Source organism: Wenyingzhuangia sp. IMCC45533 (assembly GCF_054111225.1).
On record NZ_CM134197.1, the window covers coordinates 2,237,396 to 2,260,255 of the forward strand.

The window sequence follows — 22,860 nt, forward strand, 5'->3', positions numbered from 1 at the left end:
GTTTAGCACGGGATTTTATAATGTTAACAAGTTCCCTAATCATATAATTCGGTAACGAGTTTGGGATGGCGATAGTAGCGTTTTTTAAAGCAATCTTTATGTTTGTTTAAAACACCAATCTCAATTATTTTAATTCAATTCTATTATTTCCCAATCGCGTTTTTAGCCACTCATTTAGCTGTTTTTGAGTATCTGGGTTTACAATAATAGAATCGCTCCATTTGGCTTCAAACATAGTAATGGTATCCAAGCTAGCCGTCTTGTAATTGGTTTCTATTTTATTGGCATAGCTTAATTTCTCTAAGTCTTTGTACAAAACTTTAGCCTCTTGGCAAATCTGTAAAAAAGGAATCTGCTGTTTGTAAAGCTTTTGCAACTGCCTATCTTTCTCTATAATTAAAGCATCCTTTTGCTGAATAATTTCGTCTTTAGATGCAATTAAATTCTGATTTTTAATATAAGAGTTTTTAATAGTATTAATCTCATCTTGCATTAAAGAAGCTTTATCATCTTGCTGAATAATTAAAGAAGTATTTGGAATGTTAAACTCATGCATTTTATTTGACCAAATTTTCTTTTGAGTATCATCAATATTGGTCCCCAGGACTACTATTTTAATTGTTTTTTGATCGTAATTAACATCGGTACTAATAATACCCGCCCCTGTTTTTTCTTGCAGCTGAGCTATAAAATGTTCTGCATTTAAACTGTATTGATTTTTTTGAAACAGCAAATAAAACTGATAAACACTAAAACCAATAATTAAGGTAGCAGTAAAACCTGCTATTTGAGCAATTCTTTTACGTTTTACTTGGTTAATGTACTTTACCATTGGGAAACGTAAAAATTTTACGACCACAAAGGTAGCGAGTGCAATAAATATAGCATTGATGATAAAAAGGAACATTGCTCCAAAAAAGTAATCTAAATTCCAAGTAGCCAAACCGTAACCCGCAGTACATAATGGGGGCATCAAAGCGGTGGCAATGGCTACACCTGCTATTGTTGTGGTCATTTCAGACCTTCTACTAAAAGCTAGAATCATAGCCAATCCACCTGCCAAAGCAATGAGTACGTCTCTTACATCTGGGGCGGTTCTCGCTATAATTTCTGGAGTTGCCTCTTGAAACAAGGGGATACTAAAAAACAAAAAGGAAGTAGTGATACTTAAACCCATCATTACTCCTAAATTGACCAAAGATCTCCTTAAAGTGTCAATATCATTAATACCTATAGAAAGCCCTAACCCTAAAATAGGGCCCATCAAAGGAGAAACTAACATGGCTCCAATAACAACAGCCGTGGAACTTACATTTAAACCAATAGAAGCAATAAATATGGAAAACACCAATACCCACGCATTGTGACTTTTTACGGGAATCCCTGCTTTTATTTTGGTAATTGTTAATTCCTTATCTGTTTCTTCCCTAATACTTAATAAGTCTGTTAAAAAAGTTTTAAAAGCAGTAAAGAAGCCCCTAAATCCTTGCTTAACTTCTTCTTTTTTCTGATTTAGATTTTGTTCTGTGTTTTCATCCATAGTCATAAAGTCATCTTTTGTATCGATAAAAATATCAATCTATCAAATATACATTTCCGCTTTAAAAATAGTAACAGATTTTCCTACTATTTCAACTTTATCATTTATTAATTGTACAGCTAATTTGCCAGTTCTTTTAGATAATTGTTCTACGTTAAATTTTGTTTTACCGGTCTTTAGATTCCATAGAGGTACCAAACCACATTGCGCAGACCCTGTTACAGGGTCTTCATTAATTCCAGCAACAGGGGCAAAGCAGCGCACTACAAAATCTACATTGTTTCTTTCAGATAAAGCGGTAATCATCAAGTTTCCAACTCCATGTAAACTCATTTCACTAAATCTTGGTTGTGCATTCTGTATATCTATTTCGTTTTTAGCAACGGCTATGGTCCAACCGTTTTCAGAGCTGTATGATTCCAAAGGTTCAAATCCAATGATATCCTTAAAAACATCAATAGAATTTATCTTTTGAACACTATATTTAGGAAACACCATTTTAATGCCTTCGGAACCCTTTTTGATATTTAACAATCCTGCCTTGCAGTTGAAATTGATATCGTTTTGTTGATTTACAATTTGCGTTTCGTAAAGGATGTGCGCACTGGCTAATGTAGCGTGTCCGCATAATGGAATTTCTATAGTTGGGGTAAAGTATCTTATGCTAAAAGGTTCATGAGAGATGTTTACAAAAGCAGTTTCTGATAAATTCATTTCCATAGCTATCTTTTGCATAAGTTCTTCGGATAAATCTTCTTTAAGAATCATTACTCCAGCAGGATTCCCTTTAAATTTTTCGGTGCTAAAAGCATCTACTTGATAAATTATTCTTTCCATTATAACAGCCTGTTTTTAACATACAATGTAAGAATTATGAAATAAGTTTTACGGATGCATTACCCTTAATTAAATATCTTTTGTTGGAAGAAATTTCTAAACATTCGTATCTAGTTCTACGTTTAGTCAAAATTTTAAACGCTCGGTTATTTAACTCAAAGACAGTTCCTGGTTTCAAATCAAATACAAAATACTGGTGTTCTGTTTGGTAGTATTCTTTTAATTGGGATAGTGCTACCGATAATTTGATATCGGAGTCTGTGGTGGCTTTGGGATTGATAAAATGTTTGGCGAGTAGTCTCAGCAAGTCATTATCAAAAACAGAAGTGGTTAAGAAAGGAAGCATGAGATGTTTAAAACAGCTTTTCCATTCTTGACCGTGAGGTTTTGCCTTGGGATAGTTTATATAAGTATGTAAATGCGCAATTTCATGCACCAAAGTAATTAAAAATTGCTCTTTTGTTAAGCTGTTATTGATGGTGATGGTTGCTAAGGGAATTGTAGGTCTAAAATCTCCTCTTTTGGTTTTTCTTTCTTTTACAATTTTAAGTTTAAAGGGGTATTGGTTTAAAATGTACTCTAAATCATTTTTTGCATTGATAGGAATGTAAGGAGTAATTTTTTCTATCATACTTTAAGGGTTTGTAGTAGAAACTTCTAATACTTTTCCGTTGTAAAACTTGTGTCCGGTAATGGTAAAATCGTAAATATACTGAGCTATTTCATCAGGTGTTACAGGGGCTTGGTATCCTGGGAAAGCCTCTTCTAACATTTCCGTTTGTACGGCTCCTAGAGCTAGTACGTTAAAGGAAATTTTTTGCTCTTTATATTCTTCTGCCAAGAGTTCTGACAAAGTGATGACTGCACCTTTGGAAGAACTATAAGCAGCCAAACCAGGGAACTTAAGACTTCCGTTTACTCCCCCCATACTGCTTATGGTAACTACATGACTATTGCTCGCTAAAAATGGAATTATTTTTTGAGTGAGTAAAGCAACAGAAAAAACATTTACTTGATATACCTCTTTAAAATCTTGTTGCGAAATTTCAGCAAAGGGTTTGTTGACTAATTTTCCTGCGTTGTGTATCAATCCAGAAATTTGAATACTGTTTTTAGCAATGTAATCAACAACTAGCTCAATTTCATTTTCATGACTCAAATCAACTCCAAACGTTTTAATATTAGGGTGATTGATTTTAGCCAAAGTAGCGGTGTTTCTAGAAATTGCCAAAACCTGATAATTGTTTTTGGCAAATAACTGTGCTAGTTCAAATCCAATTCCTCTACTAGTTCCTGTAATTACAATGGTTTTATTCATCTTTAGTTTCTTCTAAGGTTGTGAAATCAATGTGCTGATAAGCACCTATGTCTGGTGTAGCCGTTCTATCAGTCCCTAAAATATCTAAAGGAATTAATGTAGCCGAGGATTTATCTGCCTGATTAATTCCCTCATTAGCCATGCCAATTCTCAAATCATTTTTACTAGTATCCTTAAAATCGTATTCTTTGTTGAATAATACGTTCGTATATAGACTGGTGTTGTCGGTATCAAATAAATCTTCCCCTTTTTCTAAGTCAATCAAACAGTTCTTAAAATTAAAATTAAAAACAGCCTCATTCTCGTTTTTATCTAGCGCTACTTCATCCTTTACAAAACTAGAACCCGTAATAATACTATTTACAAAATTAGCGGAACTTAACGGAGCTAAAACCTCGTTACCATCTTCGTCCAAATAAGAATTAGATAAGGAAACGTTGGCTTCAAACCGATTACTTTTTAGCCAAAAATTACCGAATGTACAATGGTTAAATCGATAATCTCCTCCTTGTAATTTTAATCCAGAAACACGAGCGTTCCCAATAACGAGATTACTTGCGCTGATGTTGCTATTTTGCGAGAGTACCCCATAACTGGCTGCATTGTAAATTTCAGTATTTGTAATGGTAACTGTGTTGGTATTGTCTTTTATTTTTATAGCCGTTGTAGGATTTAAGATTCTTAAATAGTCAATATTAACGTTTGTATTTTCTTTAATATCTATCCCGTTCCATTGCCCAGGAACTTCATCAAAGGCAAAGCTAAGCGCATCCGATTTAAAAACAATAGAATCTGACAGAGTACCGTTGATATTGAGGGTTGCATTAGGGGAAATAGTTAAACCAGAATTGTCATTAAAATGAATAGTCGCACCAGCCTCAATGGTTAAACTACCATTTTCTGGCACTATAGCATTTCCAAAAATTACATAAGGTATGTCTTTGGTAAACGTGGTAGACGGATCTAATTCAAAATTATTATCGGTACTGCTAAAAAGCAAATTGGCTTCTTTTACCAACGTTACTAATTGCACTTCTTGAGTATTTCCATTGGGGTCGAATATAATCTTATCAGTATACAACATATCAACAAGGTCGCTAGTGTCTGGTGTTGTTTCTACAGAAACAAACAGACTATCTTTGGCCCTCAGCAATACGTCGGAGAAAGAAACACCAGGTTTTCCATCTACGTTAATTCTGTACTTAGAGTCATTTCTCTCTAATTTAATGCTAGGAATTAGCACATCGTTTTTGCTAGTGTTATGTACCGTAAATCTTGCCGTATTGGTAGATAGATTGTTAAAAACAGTATCTAAAAACAAAGTATCTACAGAAAATCTTAGATTGCCATTGCTAAACTCAGTGCTAAAATCTTTTCTACAAGAAAGTTGACTCAAGAGTACGATTACAAAACTCAGTTTTAAAAAAGCTTTAAAAAACTTCATATAATTATTTTATAATTTCAATTTCAAATATTTTGTCCCAGTTTTTTCCAGTAACGTATAATTGATTAGTGGCAGCATCATAAGCGATTCCGTTTAAAACTTTGTCGCTAGAGCCAGCAATTGTTTTATTATCTAGTTGATTAGCCAATCCTTTCATATTTATAATAGCCTCTACAGCACCGTTACTAGGGTTGATAATAGCGATGGCATTGATGGTCCAAACGTTGGCATATATTTTTCCGTTAATGTATTCTAACTCATTAAGTTTATCAATTTTTTTCTTATTGGTATATACTTCAATGTATTCTTTTTCACTTCCATCTTTGGGGTCTAAAAACCATAAATTTTCAGTACCGTCTGATTTAATTAAATGCGTGTCATTGTGAGTAAGTCCCCAACCTTGTACACTCTTTTTATAAGCAAACGTTTTTAAGGTTTTAAAAGTATTTACATCGTAAATAAATCCTATTTTATTTAACCATGTCAATTGATAAATTTTATCGTTAAAGATGGTAATCCCTTCACCAAAGTATTTTTTGGCTAACGCTTGCTCTTGTAGTATTTCTCCAGTTTTTAGCTCGGTTTTTCGTAACACCGATTTACCGTTTTTACCAGTACCTTCATAAAGAAAATTATTGTGAAATTCCAAACCTTGAGTAAAAGATGTTCTGTCATGAGGAAAACGATTTACTACTTTGTAGCTGTAAACTTTTGGAGCAGCTGGTGCTAAAAATACAACGGTTTGTTCTTTACTGATGGTATCGTCCATTTCACCAGTACGAACACTAATGTTGTGTTTCCCCAATTTGTAGTTTTCAATATTTATTTTGATTTCTTTTCCGCTCCCAACTAATTGGTCATCAATAAAATATTCTGTTTTTAGATCGCCTAAATCATCTCCACTTGTAGTGATAACAAGTTCTTGGTTGATTTTAATTTTCTTAGGAGTTTTGAGATCAAATTCAGGAGTCTTTTGACAAGAAGATAAGCTGATGACGAGAATAATGATGGCTAAAAATCTATTTAGTTGCATAAGAATTGTAAAAAAGGTTATTTAAGTGAATTATTTCTTTATATATTTTTTGATTATTCAAAAATATACTTAAATTTGCAGTCTCAAAAATAAACACAGTTAAAACATATATATAATTATGAAAAAAGGAATACATCCAGAAAATTATAGAATGGTAGCTTTTAAAGATATGTCTAATGGTGATGTATTTTTAACACGTTCAACAGCTAATACTAAAGAAACCATTGAGGTTGATGGAACAGAGTATCCTGTAGTAAAAATGGAAATCTCTAGAACATCTCACCCTTTCTACACAGGTAAATCTAAATTAGTAGATACAGCAGGACGTATTGACAAGTTCAAAACGAAATACGCTAAATTTAAAAAGTAATTTAAACTTATTTGTTTATAAAATTCAAAAGCTGTTGAGGTTAACCTCAACAGCTTTTTTAGGTAGTGCTTATAACAAATCGTTAGCAAGGTTTGCTAATTCTGATCTTTCTCCCTTTTCTAGTTTGATGTGGGCAAACAAAGAATTCCCCTTCAATTTGTCAATTAAGTAAGTCAACCCGTTACTATGTTCATCCATATAAGGGGTATCTATTTGATTAATATCTCCAGTAAAAATAATTTTAGTTCCTTCACCAGCCCTGGTAATAATGGTTTTTACTTCGTGTGGAGTTAGATTTTGGGATTCGTCAATAATCATCATTACGTTGGCCAAACTTCTTCCTCTAATAAAAGCCAAGGCAGTAAGTACCAAATCTTCATTTTCTTCCATTTCATCCAAAGCTTTTCTTTTTCTAGAATCTGCTTTGTATTGAGATTTTATAAATTTTAAATTGTCAAACAAAGGTTGCATGTAAGGAGAAATTTTTTCTTCTGCACCTCCTGGTAAAAACCCAATATCTCTGTTACTCAAAGGTATGATAGGTCTGGCTAAAATAATTTGTTGATATAAAGCTTTTTGTTCCAGAGCACTAGCAAGCGCTAATAAGGTTTTACCCGTACCTGCTACACCTTGCAATGCTACTAATTTAATATCCTCATTTAATAAAGCATCTATCGCAAAAGTTTGTTCAGCATTTTTAGGTTTAATACCAAAAGCGTAACTCTTTTCTACTCGCTGAATTTTATCAGTATTGGGACAATATCTAGCTAAAACAGAATCATTTTGATTATTTATAATATAGTAACCGTTTCCTACTTTTTGATTTCCAAGAATACCATTTTCTTCAATTTCGTTATTCTGATATAAATTCTTGATTACATCAGATTCTAGTTCATCTAAGTTGATAGTTCCTTTAGAAACTTCCTTAATATCTTCAACTTTACCTGTTTTATAATCCTCAGCACTCAATTCTAAAGCTTTGGCTTTAATCCTTAAATTGATATCTTTTGTAACAAGCGTGACAATAGCCTTTGGGTAAGATTCTTTGATGAGTAGAGCTGTATCAATAATTTTATGGTCGTTTTTGTTGGAGCCATAAGCATCCTTTGCATTGATACCAGATGCGTTGTCGTGCATAGAAATAAACAAATCTCCTTTTCCTTTTCCTATGCTAATCCATTCGTTAAGATTTTGGTGGTCAGAAATTTTATCAAGAAATCTAATGATAGATCTAGCTTCAAAATTTTTGGTATCGTTACCAATTTTAAAATTATCTAATTCTTCTAATACAGTAATGGGGATGACTACGTTGTTGTCTTGAAAATTATTGATCGAGTTGTGATCAAATAGTAGTACGGAAGTGTCTAAAACAAAAATTTTCTTCGGTTGTTTTTTTGCCATATTAAAAAGATTAGGTTTACTTAAATGTAGTAATCTTTTTAGAGCAAAGCAACGCTACAACTTAGTTGCATTCGTTTTACAGTTTGATTGTTATCAATATTTCGAGTAACTTTTTAAATATGAGATGTTTAGATTGTTAATTAATACTTGATAAATAATTTTCAAAAAAATCAGGCATCACTTTTAACATCCCATTTGTCTCTAAGCGTATTTCCTATAATCATAAAAGACAGCACTAACAAAACAATTAACAATCCTGGAATAACGGCTAAATAAGCTTTTCCCGTAACAATATAATTGTAGTGGTTCTTAATAATAATTCCCCAAGATGGTGTAGGAGGTTGCGCACCAAGTCCTAAAAAACTCAATCCACTTTCTACCAAGATAGAAGCAGCAAAGTTAGAGGCGGAAATAACAATTACGGGGCCTATAATGTTGGGTAAAATGTGTTTGAGTATGATTCTAAGATTAGATAAGCCCAGAACTCTAGCGGCTTCTATATATTGCTGATTTTTGATGCTTTTAGTCTGGCCTCTAACCACTCTGGCAACTTCTACCCACATGGTTAAACCTACAGCTATGTAAATTTGCCACAAGCCTTTACCTAAGCTCACAGTAATTGCAATTACTAATAAAATAGTAGGAATAGACCAGGTTACGTTGATAAACCACATAATAATACTATCTACATACCCTCCGTAGTAGCCTGCAATGGCACCTAGTAATAAACCAATGATTAGCGAAATACTCACAGCAATAATCCCAATAGAAAAAGAGATTCTGGCACCCACAATCAACCTACTTAACAAATCTCTACCATACTTATCGGTACCTAACCAAAAGGTTTTTTTTACAACCGAGGTGTTTGAGTTATTCTCAATTTCAATTAAGTCGTTTTGCAGCAACGGTCGGTAACTAATAACAGATTCAGAAATTCTATAATCATCGTAAATGGGAGTTTCTTTTCTAAAAGTTTTATCGCCGTTAACCAATTTATCCCATAAAGACTGTTCTTTTGGAGGTTGATTTTCTTGAAGCATAAACGTACTAAAACCAGGAGGTTTTGTTTGTATAGTTACATGCATGGTGTTCGCGTTGGCAGTATTGTCTGGAGCAATAACATAGGCAAAAAGAGCTACCAAACTCCCTAAACAAATAAAGCCAACGCAAAGGTTGGCTAATATGTTTTTGGAGTATTTAATGTCAGTAATTTTCATTAAAGACTTATTGAATCGTTTTAAGTTTACTCAGCGCTTCTACGGCCTTACTAATGTAAATATCTTCGTCAAGTGCTTTGTGCCACACAGTACGTTTGTCTCTTAAAATACTATCTGTTTCTACAAGTGTGCTTTCATACTTTGGAAAAGTATATTTGTTGACAGAAGTGTACTTTAAAATATCCTTATACTTTTTGGCCTCACTATTTAGTTTTTCTTGATCGTCCTGAAAAGTTTTTAAGTTTAAAGAGTAGGTCAGGTTATCTTGATTTTTCTTTAACCACTGGGCATAAGCATCTATATTGATAAACTGTTTGTCTTTGTTGATGTTGTTTTGCATTTCCTGAACCACTTCATCAAAGTTGCTATAGAATTGTAGAGAATCGTAGTTAGCCTTTTCTATCTGATCCCAGTTTAAGGGCTGATCAAGTTTTCTCTCTGCTACTTCTAGGTAGCTATATCTATCAGGCATTACAATGTCAGAACTTACCCCTTTTAATTGTGTGGAACCTCCATTAATTCTATAAAATTTTTGAATGGTTAGCTTTAAAGCTCCTAAATCTTCACTGTAATTAAGATATTGATTAATTGGGATTACATTCTGTACAGTTCCTTTACCGTAAGTTTGCTCACTACCAATAATAATAGCTCTTTTGTAATCTTGCATAGCAGCTGCTAAGATTTCCGAAGCAGAAGCAGAGAGTTCGTTAACCATAATGACCAAAGGACCTTCCCAAATAATGCTTTTATCTCTATCGTTTCTAATATCGGGTTTATTGTTTTTGTATTTCACTTGTACTACCGGGCCTTTTTCTATAAATAGTCCAGCAATATCAATGGCCGTGCTTAGAGAACCTCCACCGTTATTTCTTAAGTCAATAGCCAATCCTTCAATTCCTTCTTTCTTTAATAACTCTATTTCCTTGCGCATATCAGCAGCAGAGTTTCTTTGCTGTTTTTTACTAAAATCTATGTAAAATTTAGGCAAATGTACAATCCCATATTTTTTACCATCTTTAATGGTGATAGATGATTTTACAAAAGTATCTTCGAACTCAACAATATCTCTAACGATAGCTATTTTTTCATAAGTATTATCTACCTTTTTAACCGTAAGGACAACGGTCGTTCCTTTTTTTCCTTTGATTAATTCAATAGCGTCAGAAAGTCTCATCCCTACTATATCCGTAGATTCTCCTTCTTCTCCTTGTGCCACTTTAACAATAAAATCTCCAACTTCTAAGTCCCCTTGTTTATAAGCAGGACCACCAGGGATTAACTCTACTATTTTAGTGTAACCTCTCTCATCAGAAAGCCTAGCACCAATTCCCTCGATTGAACCAGAAATACTAGATTCAAATCGTTTCTTCATATCAGGTGCAAAGTAAGTGGTATGAGGGTCGAATTGAGCGGTAATAGCATTTAAAAAAATATCAAATCTCTCATTAACAGGAGTTTTGTTTTCGTAATAAAATAAATCTTTAATGTTATCGAGTGTTTTTTCTCTAGCTTTTTTCTCTAGTTCATCAAAGCTCTTCGTCTCGTATTTTTTATCTTCTTTCTTTTTGTCTTCTTCTTCCTGTAAATAATCATTTAACTTACTTACGGTAGAAAACTTAAGGTGTTTACGCCATACGTTTCTTTGGTCCTGCTTGTTTAAAGCATATTCGGAGGATTCATGATCTAGATTAATACTCTCTTTTTTGGAGTAGTTAAATTTATCGGCAAGAATGTCTTGATACAAACTTTCGGATTCTTTTAATCTAGTGTCGAAAGTATTAATCACCTCGTTAAAAAAGGTGAATTTCTTTCTAACAATTTGATTGTCTACATCGTGGTAATATTTTTTAAATCGAGCGATATCACTAGCTAAAAAGTATCTTTTATAAGGATCTAAATCTTCTAAAAATTTATTGAACACTCCTTCAGAAAAGTTGTCATCTATTTGCTTAGGCTCATAATGACCTCTTTCCAAGATAATTGTTAAAGCCTGAATCAAAACTTGATCTCTTTCTGGATTTTTGTCTTGGTCGTTGTTAGTAAAGCTATAAAATATTGATACTCCTACAATTGCAGTAAGAATGTACAGATGTTTGATGTATTTCTTCATGAAAATTATATCCTTGTGTAATGAGAGCTACTAATTTAGTTTTTTTTAGGAGCTTATTAAAATAATTAAACCCAATAGATTTAAATAATAGTGAAACTAAATAGAAACCTTTATCTACCTAAATTTATTGTGTTAAATTTGTGAAACAATTACTTACACATGACAAAAAACAAACCAAAGATTTTAGTAACCAATGACGATGGTATTGATGCTAATGGAATTAGAGTTTTAATTGACGAAATGTGTAAAATAGGAGAGGTTTACGTAGTTGCTCCAGACAAGCCTCAGAGCGGAAAAGGACATGCAATTACCATCGATGCTATTTTGGAATTAAAACCTCAGAAAGTCTTGGGAGATGCAGTTGAAGAAATTGCTTGTACAGGGACTCCTGCCGATTGTGTTAAATTAGCCATTAACGAGGTACTCACTAGCAAACCTGATTTGTGCGTTTCTGGAATCAATCACGGTAGTAATTCATCCGTAAGCGTAATCTATTCAGGGACTATGAGTGCTGCTATAGAGGCAGGTATAGAGGGAATTCCTTCAGTTGGTTTTTCCTTATGTGATTATTCTAAAGAAGCAGATTTTAGCAGCGTAGGGACTTATGTACATAAAATAGCTACAGAAGTATTGCAAAATGGTTTACCAGATGGAATTGTTTTAAATGTGAATTTCCCAAAAAAATCGAAAGAGGATTACAAGGGAATTAAAGTATGTAGACAAGCGAGAGCTAATTGGAGAGAAAAGTTCGATAAGCGAGTAAGCCCCATAGGAAAAGAATATTTTTGGTTAACGGGAGAGTTTGAAAACTTAGATGCAGGTGAGGATACCGACGAATATTGGTTGGCTCAAAATTATATTTCACTAGTACCTGTTCAGTTTGATTTAACGGCTCATCATATGATTTCGAAATTGAACAACTGGAAATTAAATAAATAAGATGAAAAAAGACATTTTAACAGGAGCATTGGTAGGTTTAATTGTTTGTTTAATGGGGTCTACACTCTATGTAACAATCATGTTTTCTCAATATAGTTTGGAAGCAGCATTTAGTATGTTATACCACGGAGGTTTATTGCCCAAAGTGATTACTTTAGGAACCTTGCCAAATGTAATTGTATTTCATTTGTTCATTAAAAACAATCAGGTCTATAAAGCTAGAGGAGTTTTAATGGCGGTTATTATTTTAGCGGTTGTATTTGCTATTCTAAAATTTGTTTAAATGAAGTATTATATCATTGCTGGAGAAGCCTCTGGAGATTTGCATGCCTCTAACTTAATGAAGTCTTTGGTGGAGAAAGATCATCAAGCAGATTTTAGATTTTTTGGTGGTGATTTAATGCAAAGTGTAGGAGGGACTTTGGTAAAGCATTACAAAGAATTGGCTTTTATGGGACTTTTAGAAGTGCTGAAAAACATACGAATCATCTTTAAAAATATCAATTTTTGTAAAAATGATATCCTAAAATATCAACCAGATATGTTGATTCTGATAGATTATCCAGGATTTAATTTAAGAATAGCTGAGTTTGCCAAAGCAAATAATATTCAAGTTCATTATTATATTTCTCCTAAAATATGGGCTTGGAAAGAAGGCAGAATAGACAAAATCAGAAAATATGTAGATCATTTGCATGTTATTTTTCCCTTTGAAGTAGATTATTTTAAAAACAAGCACAACTATAAAGTAAACTATGTAGGAAATCCTTTGTTAGATGAAATTGTAAGTAGACAACCTGTTGATGAAACACAGTTTAGAAAAGAACACCACCTAGGAGATAAGCCCATTATAGCGTTATTACCAGGAAGTAGAACTCAAGAAATTACCAAAATTTTGAACGAAATGCTTTCAGTGGTAGCTAAATTTCAGGATTATCAATTTGTGGTAGCAGGAGCTCCGAGCAAAAAAGAATCGTTTTATAGAGAAATCATAGGAAATACTAACGTTTGTTTTGTCAATAATCAAACTTACGATTTACTTTCAATTGCTACCGCAGCTCTGGTTACCTCAGGAACCGCTACGTTGGAAACAGCCTTGTTTAAAGTGCCACAAGTTGTGTGTTATAAAACAAGTGGCTTAACTTATCATGTTGCTAAATTATTTGTTAAAATCAAATATATCTCCTTGGTAAATTTAGTAATGGATCAAGAAGTTGTCAAAGAATTAATTCAAGATGATTTAAACGCAGACAACCTAGAAAAAGAACTTAGACTCCTATTGAACGGAGCAGGGAGACAAACCATGCTTGAGAACTACGAAAGTTTGCATCAAAAACTGGGCGGGGATGGAGCTTCAAACAACTTAGCAAACTATATTTTAGGACTTTAGTTTTTTTTGTAGCTTTAGATAGCTATGAAATTACTTTATACTTATGTGCCTTTTCAGGTGCTGTTAGGTGTGTTTTTGGGAATTCTATATCCTTTAAACAAACATTTAGTACTCGTGGGATGCTTTTCCATTTTATTGGGATTGTTGTATTATAGATTGGGTAGGCACTATTTATTTCTTGTATTTGTAGTGGTGTTGGGTTATGTAATAGGTGGCTTTTCTGTATTGATTAATAATGAATTAAATTACCCCTCACATTACTGCTCACACATAGAGCATCAGCAAAGTTTAATTCGTTTAACCCTAACCAAGCAATTAAAATCATCCTTAAAAACCAATAGGTTTTATGCAACGGTAAACGCTGTAGATACTGTACCTACTTCTGGTAGTATTTTGGTACAAATACCTAAAAGCAAAAAACAAGAAGTAGGAGATGTGCTCTTAGGAGTTTCTACTATCAAAAAAAATAATAAACCTAGTTCACCCTATAATTTTAATTATCAGCAGTATTTGCATCGCAGACAAGTTTACGGTGTGGTTTATTTCAAACATTTCATTGAACTAAAACAAGATTCGCATCTCATTTATAAAATTCAGAATCTAAGAGAAAGGGTAGAAAAAGCAATATTGACTTCTAGAATGTCTTTTAAAACCCAAAGTTTAGTGATTGCGATGCTACTAGGAGACAAAGAATATTTAACAAGTGATGTCAAGCAATCATTTATTAATAGCGGAGTGGTGCATCTCATCGCAATTTCTGGAATGCATGTGGGAGTGTTATATTTATTACTGTATCATTTGTTTTCGTTTTTAACTTTCTTTAAATATGGTCATTATTACCGTGTATTTGTAGTGTTGATGTTGCTATTATCGTTTGCCATTTTTTCGGGTCTATCTAGTTCGGTAGCAAGGTCAGTTACCATGTTTGGTTTCATTTTACTAGCTAGGCTAAAAAGAAATAGAGGATTGTTGCTAGAACCCATTATATCATCTGCATTGCTCTTATTAATTTTTAACCCCAATTATTTATACGATGCCGGTTTTCAGTTGAGTTATTTGGCAGTTATTTCCATAGTGGTGTTTTATCCTTTGGTGATGAATTATTTTGCTATAAAAAATAAAATAGTAAAATATTTTGTAGATGTTTTGGTAGTGTCTGTTATTGCCCAATTGGGCGTTTTGGCCATTTCATTGTATTATTTTCAGCAGTTTTCTTTTCAGTTTTTGGGAGCTAATTTTTTTGCAGTATCTCTGCTACCGTTGGTGCTTTACGGTGGAGTTCTAGTATTGTTAAAAATATTGTTATTTCCACAAATTATTTTGTTAGAACACTATTATGACATTTTTATACAATGGTATTTATCAACGATTGACTTCTTTTCGTCCATGGAGTCTTTATTAATAAAGGAGATTCATGTTACACGAATTCAAGTGCTGTGCTATTACATTTTCCTATGGATGATATGGCTCATTTACAAAAGGAAGAAATTTGTTTATGTGCTTACTACCCTTGTATTTCTGTTTTTTATACAACTCAACCATATTAGCCAACGATTTAAAATAATGCATAAACAAGAGTTGATTATTTACAATTCTTCTAAAAGTACATTGATTTCTATAAAAGATAAAAATAAGTTGATATTGCTAAATGGAGCTTATGACAAAAAAATAATTGCCAAAAACAGGATAAGTAATCGTGTTCACAAAGTAATCGTAAAAAACAACGAAGTTTTTAATTTCAATCAAGAAACCTATCTGGTCATCAAAGCTAACATTGATTATCGAGCTCTTGGTATTAAGAATGCCGTTATTATTTTAGAAAATAATCCATTAATTAATTTAGAAAGAGTCATGTTAGATATAAGTTCTCAAAAAGTAATTATTTGTAAGAATAACTACCAAAATAATATCATAAAATGGAAAAGCACTTGTGAAAAATTACAAGTGCCTTTGTATGATATAGATAAAGAAGGAGCTTATCTAAAAACTTTATAATTGGCTTTTAAACTCCTTTTCAAAGGTCTCCCAATCACTGTTGATGTACTTTTCTTGATACATAAAATTGATTAATTTTTCCATTATAGGGGTTTTTAAATATCCAGGGGCAACGTAAACTAGCTGTTGCTTGCTATCAAAAAATACAGTAGAAGGATAACTTAATTTTCCGTTTAACATAGCTTGTGCAAATTCATGATAACCTCTTCGTCCACTTTGCACAAAGTTAAATGTATGACCGTTAAAGTTAACAGGTGTCTTTTGTTCAGCATCAAATTTTACAGCATAAAAGTTTTTATTGATATATTCTATAATGGTAGTGTTGGTGTAGGTTTTTTTATCCATTACCTTACACCAATGGCACCAGTCGGTAAACACATCTACAATAATAGGTTTCGGATTTTTTTTATTTAGGGCAATTGCCTCTTCAAAACTAACCCAATTAACTTCTTTAGGTTTTGGGTTGCTAGAAAATAGAAGTACAGGTATAAAGGCTAATAATAACGCTAATTTTTTCATGAAGGTGATTTATACTTTTAGGTCTTTGTATTTGTAATAATCTTACACAAAATTTAATCCACACCGTGCATTTTTCGTACCAAAGTTTTATTTAATAATGCAATTACAATTCCAGCAACTACAGGAATGATAGTAAATATTAAAAAGAAGGTAGATAAGTCGTAGTGTTGGGTAATATTTTCGATTTGTCCTCCCAGCGTGGCAGCCAATTTATTACCAATAGCAATGGCTAAATACCACATTCCAAACATCAATCCAATCATTCTAGCAGGAACTAGTTTACTTACTTGAGATAGTCCTACAGGAGACAGACACAGTTCTCCAAGCGTATGGAATAAATAGGCCATAATTAGCCAAATCATACTTACTTTTACGGAACCAGCCACCGCGTTAGAAGGTATTGCTTGAGCTCCAAACGCTAAAAAGCCAAAACCAACTCCAAGTAGCAAAAGTCCTAAAGCATATTTTTGTGCTGATGTAGGGTTGTATTTGCTTTCCCACCACTTAGAAAAGTAAGAAGCGAAAGCAATAATAAAAAAGGAATTTAATGTACTAAACCAAGAAACGGTAACGGTAGTTACTTCCGAAGAAAATTCTTTGTAAATCATGCTTCCTACAACCCCCCAAATTGCTAAAAAACTAAGAATAAGAATCCAATTAGATGCCTTGATAAGTTGATGGGTTTGCTTGTATAGTAAATACAGTACCCAAGAAATAATCATCAAAGGAATCACGGTCAAGAGCGTATTTACAATGTTAAAAAGAATGGCATAATTACCTGTTAATTCTCTGTGCGTATAATCTCTAGCAAAAATAATTAGAGAGGTGGCTCCTTGTTCAAAAGACATCCAAAAGAAAACTGTAAACATAGCAAAGATGACAAAGGAGATCATTCGGTCTCTCAAAACTTTTTCGTAGCGAATGATTCTACTGCTCACTAAAAACAGAAAAATACCCAATGTGATCATCATAATTTCTGTAGCACCTGATATTTGATTAGAAATTCCTAAAAATTTTTGAGGAAGCAAATAAATTTCTCCTATTTTAGAAATCGGATCGTCTAGTAAGTATAACAAACTGGTGGTTGCACAAATAGCAATCAAAATTTTATCGATAACGGTAAATGGATATCTCTTTTCATTTGTATTTTCTTTCTGTTTATCACTTGTTTTTGGCGTACTACCTAGCTTACCAAAAAGCGGAAAAGATAACCAGAACTGAATAGTTCCAAACAGCATAAAAATACCAGCCAAACCAAATCCATATGCCCAGCCTTTGGTTTCAGCCAAATAACCACATAGCATCATCCCAAAAAAAGCACCTGCATTTACTCCCATATAATAAATGGTAAAAGCTCCATCTTTTTTCTGCGGTACTTTTTCGTACATTTCGGAGATGATGGAAGTCATATTGGGTTTGAAAAAACCAGTACCAATCACAAGCAAAATTAAACCGATGTAAAGGGAAAGTTCTGTATCAAAAGCCATGGCAGCATGCCCTAAAGTCATTACAAAAGCCCCAATTACCACTGCCCATTTGTAACCTGTAATTTTGTCGGCAATGATTCCACCCAAAATAGGCGTTAAGTACAATAAACTAGCATAAGTTCCAAACAAAGAACCCGCATTTTCTACACTCCAACCCCAACCTGGGTGATCTACTCCCACAATGGCCATGGTTAAAAAGTTAACCAACAAAACTCTCATTCCATAAAAGGAAAAACGTTCCCACATTTCTGTAAAAAACAATACAAACAACCCTGATGGATGCCCTAGTATCATGTTTTGATTTGTCTTACTTCCTCCGTATGTCAATTCCATATGTAGTTCCTGTATTTAAAAGATAAAAATAAACTATTTAAGTAGATTTAAAAGAATAAAGTATATCTAACAAAAAGCGAGACATCTAGATAGTTATCAATTAATTTATAAAGCAATACTAAAGGATAATTGTAGAAGTAGACTAAATTTAAGTCGTTTTTAAGAGAATGTGGAAATGAACTGTATATTTGTGTATAAAATTTATAACCCATTCAAATGGCAAAACTTATTTCTGGTTTTTCTAAGCTAAGCAAACAAGAAAAAATAAATTGGCTTGCAGAGAATTTCACTGATGCTTCTGAAGATACTAAACAAGTTTTAGCTCAATACTTAAATAAGGATGAGCAACTACAGCAATTACATGATGATTTTATAGAAAACACCATTTCTAATTATTATATGCCTTACGGGATAGCTCCAAACTTTATCATTAACGGTAAAAATTATACAATTCCTATGGCTATCGAGGAAAGCTCAGTAGTGGCTGCAGCCTCTTTAGTTGCTAAATTTTGGTCGGATAAAGGTGGCTTTACTGCCAAGGTGATTGATACGCAAAAGGTGGGTCAAATACATTTTATGTATGAAGGTAAAGAATCCGATTTGCAAGCTTACTTTGAAAGTAAAAAAGAAGTCCTCATTGCAGCAACAGATAAAATTACAGAAAACATGCGCAAGCGTGGAGGGGGTATTTTGGAAGTTGAATTAAGAGATAAAACAAAAGAATTAGCCAATTATTACCAAATACATGTAACGTTTGAGACTAAGGATTCTATGGGAGCCAATTTTATCAACTCTTGTTTAGAGTTGATGGCCAAAAAATTTAAAAAAGATGATATTCATATTGTAATGAGTATTTTATCTAACTACGTTCCGCAATGTTTGGTAAAAGCAGAGGTGAGTTGTGAGGTAGAAAAATTACACCCAACTGATGGTGCTTTATTTGCGAAGAAAATGAAGCAAGCAGTAGACATTGCTAATGTAGAACCACACAGAGCAGTTACACACAATAAAGGTGTGATGAATGGAATTGATGCAGTAGTTATTGCAACAGGAAACGATTTTAGAGCCATTGAGGCTGGGGTGCATGCTTACGCAGCAAAATCAGGTCGTTATAAAAGTTTAACGTCATGCACAGTAGAGAACGGAGTTTTTACATTTTCTATTGAAATTCCTTTGGCTTTGGGAACTGTGGGAGGTTTAACGAGTACGCATCCGTTATCAAAATTATCTTTAGAAATCTTGAAACGACCATCGGCTAAGGAGTTGATGCAAATTGTAGCCGTAGCAGGATTGGCTCAAAATTATGCTGCCTTAAGAGCTTTAACAACCACGGGTATACAAGAGGGACATATGAAAATGCATTTAGTTAATATTTTAAATCAACTAGAAGCGAATCCAAAAGAAAAAGAATGGGTAACTAACGAACTAAAGGGACAAGTGGTTAGTTATAGTGGGGTTGCCGAAACATTAAAAAAGATAAGAGCTTAATGAGTACTTATTATAGCAATGGTAAATTATTAATTTCCGCAGAATATTTAGTGTTAGATGGTGCTGTTTCTCTAGCATTGCCTACAAAATATGGACAGGCCTTGAAGGTTGAGTGTAACGAGAGCAATCAAATTTTATGGAGTAGCTATAATGTGCTTAAAGAATGTTGGTTTTCAGCAGTTTTCAATCTGAATAGTTTTGAAGTGATAAGTTCTAGTAGTGAAAAAGTGAGTAAAACCTTGCAAGAAATATTAAGAACCGCTAAAAAACTAAATCCAAATTTTTTAAATGATAGTAAAGGAGTTGGGGCAAAGACTTCTTTAACTTTTCCTAATGAATGGGGGCTAGGTACCTCTTCTACTTTAATTCATAGTATTGCTAGCTGGGCAGAGGTCAATCCATTTGAGTTGTTAGAACTTTCTTTTGGAGGTAGTGGATACGATATTGCTTGCGCTAAATACAATACTCCCATTACTTTTCAAAGAAATGGAATCACTCCAAATATACAGGAAGTCAATTTTAATCCTAGCTTTAAAAATCAACTGTTTTTTGTATACTTAAATAACAAACAAGACAGTAAAGAAGGAATTAAATTATACCGAAGTTTGCAGGTTGATAAATCTGTATATATTCATAAAATAAATGCGCTTACTCAGCAAATAATAGAGGCTAAAAATCTTGCTGAATTCGATGAGTTATTAAACAAGCATGAAGGTCTACTCAGTTCTTTGATAGGAGTTACCGCAGTTAAAGAAAAGCTGTTTGCAGATTATACGGGTAGTGTGAAAAGTTTAGGTGCTTGGGGAGGAGATTTTGTATTGGTTACAGGAACGGAAGTAATGGTAAAAAGTTATTTCACCTCAAAAAATTACAAAACTATTTTATCTTATGAGGAGATGATTAAGAGTTAAAGCATCGATAATACAAGAATAAAATAAAGCCCTTAGAACAAATAGTTTTAAGGGGCTTTATTTTAATACTTATCCAAGTCGATATCGTCTAAACTTTCAAAATTACCAAAATCTTCAAACTCGCTATCAAATTTATCCATATCAAATTCGTCTTTGGGTTTATCAGCAGTAAATTCCTTTTCTGGAGCACTGTCTGGGGTTTCTCCAACAGATAATACAAGAGTAGGTAGTTTTGAAGTGGTTGTTTTTGTAACCTCAATTAATTCGCAGTAAAACGTCCACATATTTAAGTAGTCGTACACATAAATTAGTTTTTCCTCAGGATCTTCTATATTTTGTTCTAGAGTAGTGTTTGCCATATGTAGAGCATCTGGACACTCGTCCATGGTACATAAAGGAATTTCTTCTCCTTGATTCCATTCATCATCGGCTCTATAAAAAGAAGCCATCTCTTGACCATTGAATCCAAAAACTTCAGCAATTAACTTATGAAAATCCTCTAACGTGTTCTTAGAATCTACTAACAAAGTTCTTATTACATCTTCCTTAGTGTCTAAAATGACCCTTATTTTGTATATCATCAAATAGTTACTTTAATAGTACAAAAATAGGTATAAAAGTCAATAAATAGTTAATTTTACCTGAATTAAAAAAGAACGATGGATTTTAATCAAGCACTAGAGCAGCTAAATAAAGTAACCAAAAATACCTTGATGGAAACTTTAGAAATAAAGTATACCGATATAGGAAAAGACTATTTAATAGCCACAATGCCTGTAAATTCAAAAGTACATCAACCTATGGGATTGTTACACGGAGGAGCTACCGTTGCTTTGGCGGAGAGTGTGGGTAGTGCAGCTTCTTTTTTATTTGTGAATCCCAAAAAATATGTGGTAAAGGGAATCGAAATATCGGCGAACCATGTAAAAAGTAAAAAAGACGGACTTTTAACAGCAAAAGCATCAATTATCCATAAAGGACAAACTACACATTTGTGGCAAGTTGAGGTCAGAGATGAGGCCAGCGATTTAATTTCTCTGTGCAAAATAACCAACATTGTATTACCTAAGTAACTAAAGACTTGAAGATACTAACACACATAGATAATTGTTACCGTAAAGAAATTCCTTTTGTGGCATACAAAAAGCCAGAAGATGATATTTTAAAATGTATTTGCCAAGACGGTACAGAATTGCATAAGTTTACGGGATTGGAAACGGATGGTTTTGTATTTGCTCCGTTTGATGATAGAGAAGATGCTTATATCATTCCTAAAGACAGTTTTACGGAAGAAGCAATTTCTGTAGACAGTTCGTTTTTTTCTGATGGTCAATTTATAGTCAATAATTCATCAAAAAAAAGACACATTGATTTAGTGTCTAAAACCATAGATGCGATTCAACAAACAGACCTCTTAAAGGTGGTCGTTTCTAGGGAAGAGGAAGCGAAATTAGAGGATTTTGAGATGGTGAATGTATTTAAAAAAATGCTACACCAGTATAAAAGTGCCTTTGTTTATATATGGTTTCATCCAAAAGTAGGTTTGTGGATGGGAGCGACTCCTGAAACGTTATTGAAAATAGAGGGTTGTAATTTTGAAACGATGTCTTTAGCGGGTACACAAGAATTTAAAGGGGACTTAAATCCTAAGTGGGGATCAAAAGAGTTGGAAGAACAAAGTTTGGTAACCCGATACATTAAAGAAAATTTAGAATCTAAAGTTAAAGAACTTCAATTATCTGACGTGGAAACGGTAAAAGCAGGAAAGCTGTTACACTTGAAAACAAAAATTAGAGGAGTATTAAATAGCAAGCAAGATATTACCACCTTGATAAAACTGTTGCACCCAACACCAGCCGTTTGTGGTTTACCCAAAGAACTGAGCAAAGCATTTATCTTAAGAGAGGAGAACTATGCAAGGTCTTTCTATACAGGGTACTTAGGGGAAATCAATATCAAAAACAAAACCTCGTTATACGTTAACTTAAGATGTTTTAGTTATGACAATAGCATGGTCAAATTGTATGTTGGAGGTGGGATTACAAAAAGTAGCAACCCAGAAAAAGAATGGTTGGAGACAGTAGCTAAAAGTGAGACTATAAAAAGAGTTTTATTTTAATGTTTCTAAGAGCTTCCTTTTAAATTTAACTTCAGCAAGTCTCAGTTTAATAGACTCTTTGGAAGTTAAGACCTCTTTAAGTTCCTCGTAATATTTCATTCTATTTTCAAACAATAACTTTTCCTTAAGATCTATTTCACTTATAATTTTCTTAGCTTGATACTCTGAAATCTCTTCATTTAAAATTCTTTTTTGCATTTTTCCTCTTTCTCTTGAAAGATTAAATAGCTCAGTTCTAAAATTATTGTGAATTTCAGTAAACTTTCTGGCCTTAGCGTTGTTCAGCTTTAATTCGTTTATGATAAAGTTGGCTCTAGCTTCCGTAACTTTCTTTACACGGTCGTTTTGTTGGCCTACCATCATAGAACTAATCATTATAAATAATATGTACAGCAATGTTTTTTTCATA

The 22,860-nt window shown here is 33.2% G+C and carries 22 protein-coding genes; 9 read left to right on the forward strand and 13 right to left on the reverse strand.

Annotated features, from left to right (window positions below):
• Positions 1 to 124: 124 nt before the first annotated feature.
• The 6 genes from ACXGQW_RS09940 to ACXGQW_RS09965 are packed head-to-tail and all read right to left on the reverse strand — an operon-like array spanning position 125 to position 6,172.
• Complete coding sequence (locus tag ACXGQW_RS09940) at positions 125 to 1,540, reverse strand: DUF389 domain-containing protein (RefSeq protein ID WP_457822447.1); 1,416 nt, start codon at positions 1,538 to 1,540, stop codon at positions 125 to 127.
• A gap of 42 nt (positions 1,541 to 1,582) precedes the next feature.
• Positions 1,583 to 2,377: a PhzF family phenazine biosynthesis protein gene (locus tag ACXGQW_RS09945; protein WP_457822453.1), complete on the reverse strand. Its 795-nt coding sequence runs from the start codon at positions 2,375 to 2,377 to the stop codon at positions 1,583 to 1,585.
• A gap of 34 nt (positions 2,378 to 2,411) precedes the next feature.
• Positions 2,412 to 3,008, reverse strand: a complete 597-nt coding sequence (locus tag ACXGQW_RS09950; protein ID WP_457822455.1) for a SprT-like domain-containing protein — start codon at positions 3,006 to 3,008, stop codon at positions 2,412 to 2,414.
• A gap of 3 nt (positions 3,009 to 3,011) precedes the next feature.
• Positions 3,012 to 3,695, reverse strand: a complete 684-nt coding sequence (locus tag ACXGQW_RS09955) for an SDR family NAD(P)-dependent oxidoreductase (protein ID WP_457822457.1) — start codon at positions 3,693 to 3,695, stop codon at positions 3,012 to 3,014.
• The gene (locus ACXGQW_RS09960; RefSeq protein ID WP_457822459.1) at positions 3,688 to 5,139 is read right to left on the reverse strand and encodes a hypothetical protein; all 1,452 of its coding nucleotides are present in this window, start codon (positions 5,137 to 5,139) and stop codon (positions 3,688 to 3,690) included. The genes ACXGQW_RS09955 and ACXGQW_RS09960 overlap by 8 nt, the downstream gene beginning before the upstream one ends.
• A gap of 4 nt (positions 5,140 to 5,143) precedes the next feature.
• Positions 5,144 to 6,172 carry a glutaminyl-peptide cyclotransferase gene (locus tag ACXGQW_RS09965; RefSeq protein WP_457822460.1) on the reverse strand — a complete coding sequence of 343 codons (1,029 nt, stop codon included), beginning with the start codon at positions 6,170 to 6,172 and terminating at the stop codon, positions 5,144 to 5,146.
• Positions 6,173 to 6,290: 118 nt separating this feature from the next.
• Here ACXGQW_RS09965 and ACXGQW_RS09970 point away from each other — a divergent pair, with 118 nt between their 5' ends.
• The gene (locus ACXGQW_RS09970; protein ID WP_457822462.1) at positions 6,291 to 6,542 is read left to right on the forward strand and encodes a type B 50S ribosomal protein L31; all 252 of its coding nucleotides are present in this window, start codon (positions 6,291 to 6,293) and stop codon (positions 6,540 to 6,542) included.
• 69 nt (positions 6,543 to 6,611) lie between these two features.
• On the opposite strand, the gene ACXGQW_RS09975 is transcribed toward ACXGQW_RS09970, so the two are convergent.
• The 3 genes from ACXGQW_RS09975 to ACXGQW_RS09985 all read right to left on the reverse strand — a co-directional run bounded on the left by ACXGQW_RS09975 (position 6,612) and on the right by ACXGQW_RS09985 (position 11,270).
• Positions 6,612 to 7,943, reverse strand: a complete 1,332-nt coding sequence (locus ACXGQW_RS09975; protein WP_457822464.1) for a PhoH family protein — start codon at positions 7,941 to 7,943, stop codon at positions 6,612 to 6,614.
• A gap of 170 nt (positions 7,944 to 8,113) precedes the next feature.
• Positions 8,114 to 9,160, reverse strand: coding sequence for an ABC transporter permease (locus tag ACXGQW_RS09980; protein ID WP_457822466.1), 1,047 nt, complete (start codon positions 9,158 to 9,160; stop codon positions 8,114 to 8,116).
• A gap of 7 nt (positions 9,161 to 9,167) precedes the next feature.
• Positions 9,168 to 11,270, reverse strand: coding sequence for a carboxy terminal-processing peptidase (locus ACXGQW_RS09985; RefSeq protein WP_457822468.1), 2,103 nt, complete (start codon positions 11,268 to 11,270; stop codon positions 9,168 to 9,170).
• 159 nt (positions 11,271 to 11,429) lie between these two features.
• On the opposite strand from ACXGQW_RS09985, the gene surE reads away from it, so the two are divergent.
• From surE to ACXGQW_RS10005, 4 genes are read left to right on the forward strand one after another with little or no spacing between them, the layout of a single operon-like run.
• Entirely contained in the window at positions 11,430 to 12,209 is a 780-nt protein-coding gene (gene surE, locus ACXGQW_RS09990) for a 5'/3'-nucleotidase SurE (protein WP_457822470.1), read from the forward strand.
• A 1-nt stretch (position 12,210) separates the two neighbouring features.
• Positions 12,211 to 12,492, forward strand: coding sequence for a hypothetical protein (locus tag ACXGQW_RS09995; protein ID WP_457822472.1), 282 nt, complete (start codon positions 12,211 to 12,213; stop codon positions 12,490 to 12,492).
• Positions 12,493 to 13,599, forward strand: coding sequence for a lipid-A-disaccharide synthase (gene lpxB, locus ACXGQW_RS10000; RefSeq protein ID WP_457822473.1), 1,107 nt, complete (start codon positions 12,493 to 12,495; stop codon positions 13,597 to 13,599).
• Between the two features lie 24 nt (positions 13,600 to 13,623).
• A complete protein-coding gene (locus tag ACXGQW_RS10005) occupies positions 13,624 to 15,594 on the forward strand; it encodes a ComEC/Rec2 family competence protein (protein WP_457822475.1) in 1,971 nt (656 codons plus the stop codon).
• Here the strand turns inward: ACXGQW_RS10005 and ACXGQW_RS10010 are convergent.
• Both ACXGQW_RS10010 and ACXGQW_RS10015 read right to left on the reverse strand, forming a co-directional pair.
• Complete coding sequence (locus ACXGQW_RS10010) at positions 15,589 to 16,113, reverse strand: thioredoxin family protein (RefSeq protein WP_457822477.1); 525 nt, start codon at positions 16,111 to 16,113, stop codon at positions 15,589 to 15,591. The two genes, ACXGQW_RS10005 and ACXGQW_RS10010, sit on opposite strands and share 6 nt — an antisense overlap.
• 53 nt (positions 16,114 to 16,166) lie before the next feature.
• On the reverse strand, positions 16,167 to 17,933 hold the full coding sequence (locus ACXGQW_RS10015) for a peptide MFS transporter (protein ID WP_457822479.1): 1,767 nt from the start codon (positions 17,931 to 17,933) through the stop codon (positions 16,167 to 16,169).
• A 216-nt stretch (positions 17,934 to 18,149) separates the two neighbouring features.
• Between ACXGQW_RS10015 and ACXGQW_RS10020 the strand changes: the two genes are divergently transcribed.
• Both ACXGQW_RS10020 and ACXGQW_RS10025 read left to right on the forward strand, forming a co-directional pair.
• Positions 18,150 to 19,421 (forward strand): hydroxymethylglutaryl-CoA reductase, degradative, encoded by a 1,272-nt coding sequence (locus ACXGQW_RS10020; RefSeq protein WP_457822481.1) that lies wholly within the window; start codon positions 18,150 to 18,152, stop codon positions 19,419 to 19,421.
• Positions 19,421 to 20,332 (forward strand): GYDIA family GHMP kinase, encoded by a 912-nt coding sequence (locus ACXGQW_RS10025; RefSeq protein ID WP_457822483.1) that lies wholly within the window; start codon positions 19,421 to 19,423, stop codon positions 20,330 to 20,332. The genes ACXGQW_RS10020 and ACXGQW_RS10025 overlap by 1 nt, the downstream gene beginning before the upstream one ends.
• A gap of 62 nt (positions 20,333 to 20,394) precedes the next feature.
• Here ACXGQW_RS10025 and ACXGQW_RS10030 read toward each other — a convergent pair whose 3' ends face one another.
• Positions 20,395 to 20,913 (reverse strand): IS1096 element passenger TnpR family protein, encoded by a 519-nt coding sequence (locus ACXGQW_RS10030; protein ID WP_457822485.1) that lies wholly within the window; start codon positions 20,911 to 20,913, stop codon positions 20,395 to 20,397.
• 78 nt (positions 20,914 to 20,991) lie between these two features.
• Between ACXGQW_RS10030 and ACXGQW_RS10035 the strand changes: the two genes are divergently transcribed.
• Both ACXGQW_RS10035 and ACXGQW_RS10040 read left to right on the forward strand, forming a co-directional pair.
• Positions 20,992 to 21,405, forward strand: coding sequence for a PaaI family thioesterase (locus tag ACXGQW_RS10035; RefSeq protein WP_457822487.1), 414 nt, complete (start codon positions 20,992 to 20,994; stop codon positions 21,403 to 21,405).
• 8 nt (positions 21,406 to 21,413) lie between these two features.
• The gene (locus tag ACXGQW_RS10040; protein ID WP_457822489.1) at positions 21,414 to 22,451 is read left to right on the forward strand and encodes a chorismate-binding protein; all 1,038 of its coding nucleotides are present in this window, start codon (positions 21,414 to 21,416) and stop codon (positions 22,449 to 22,451) included.
• Here the strand turns inward: ACXGQW_RS10040 and ACXGQW_RS10045 are convergent.
• Complete coding sequence (locus ACXGQW_RS10045; RefSeq protein ID WP_457822491.1) at positions 22,443 to 22,859, reverse strand: hypothetical protein; 417 nt, start codon at positions 22,857 to 22,859, stop codon at positions 22,443 to 22,445. The two genes, ACXGQW_RS10040 and ACXGQW_RS10045, sit on opposite strands and share 9 nt — an antisense overlap.
• Position 22,860 lies beyond the last annotated feature (1 nt).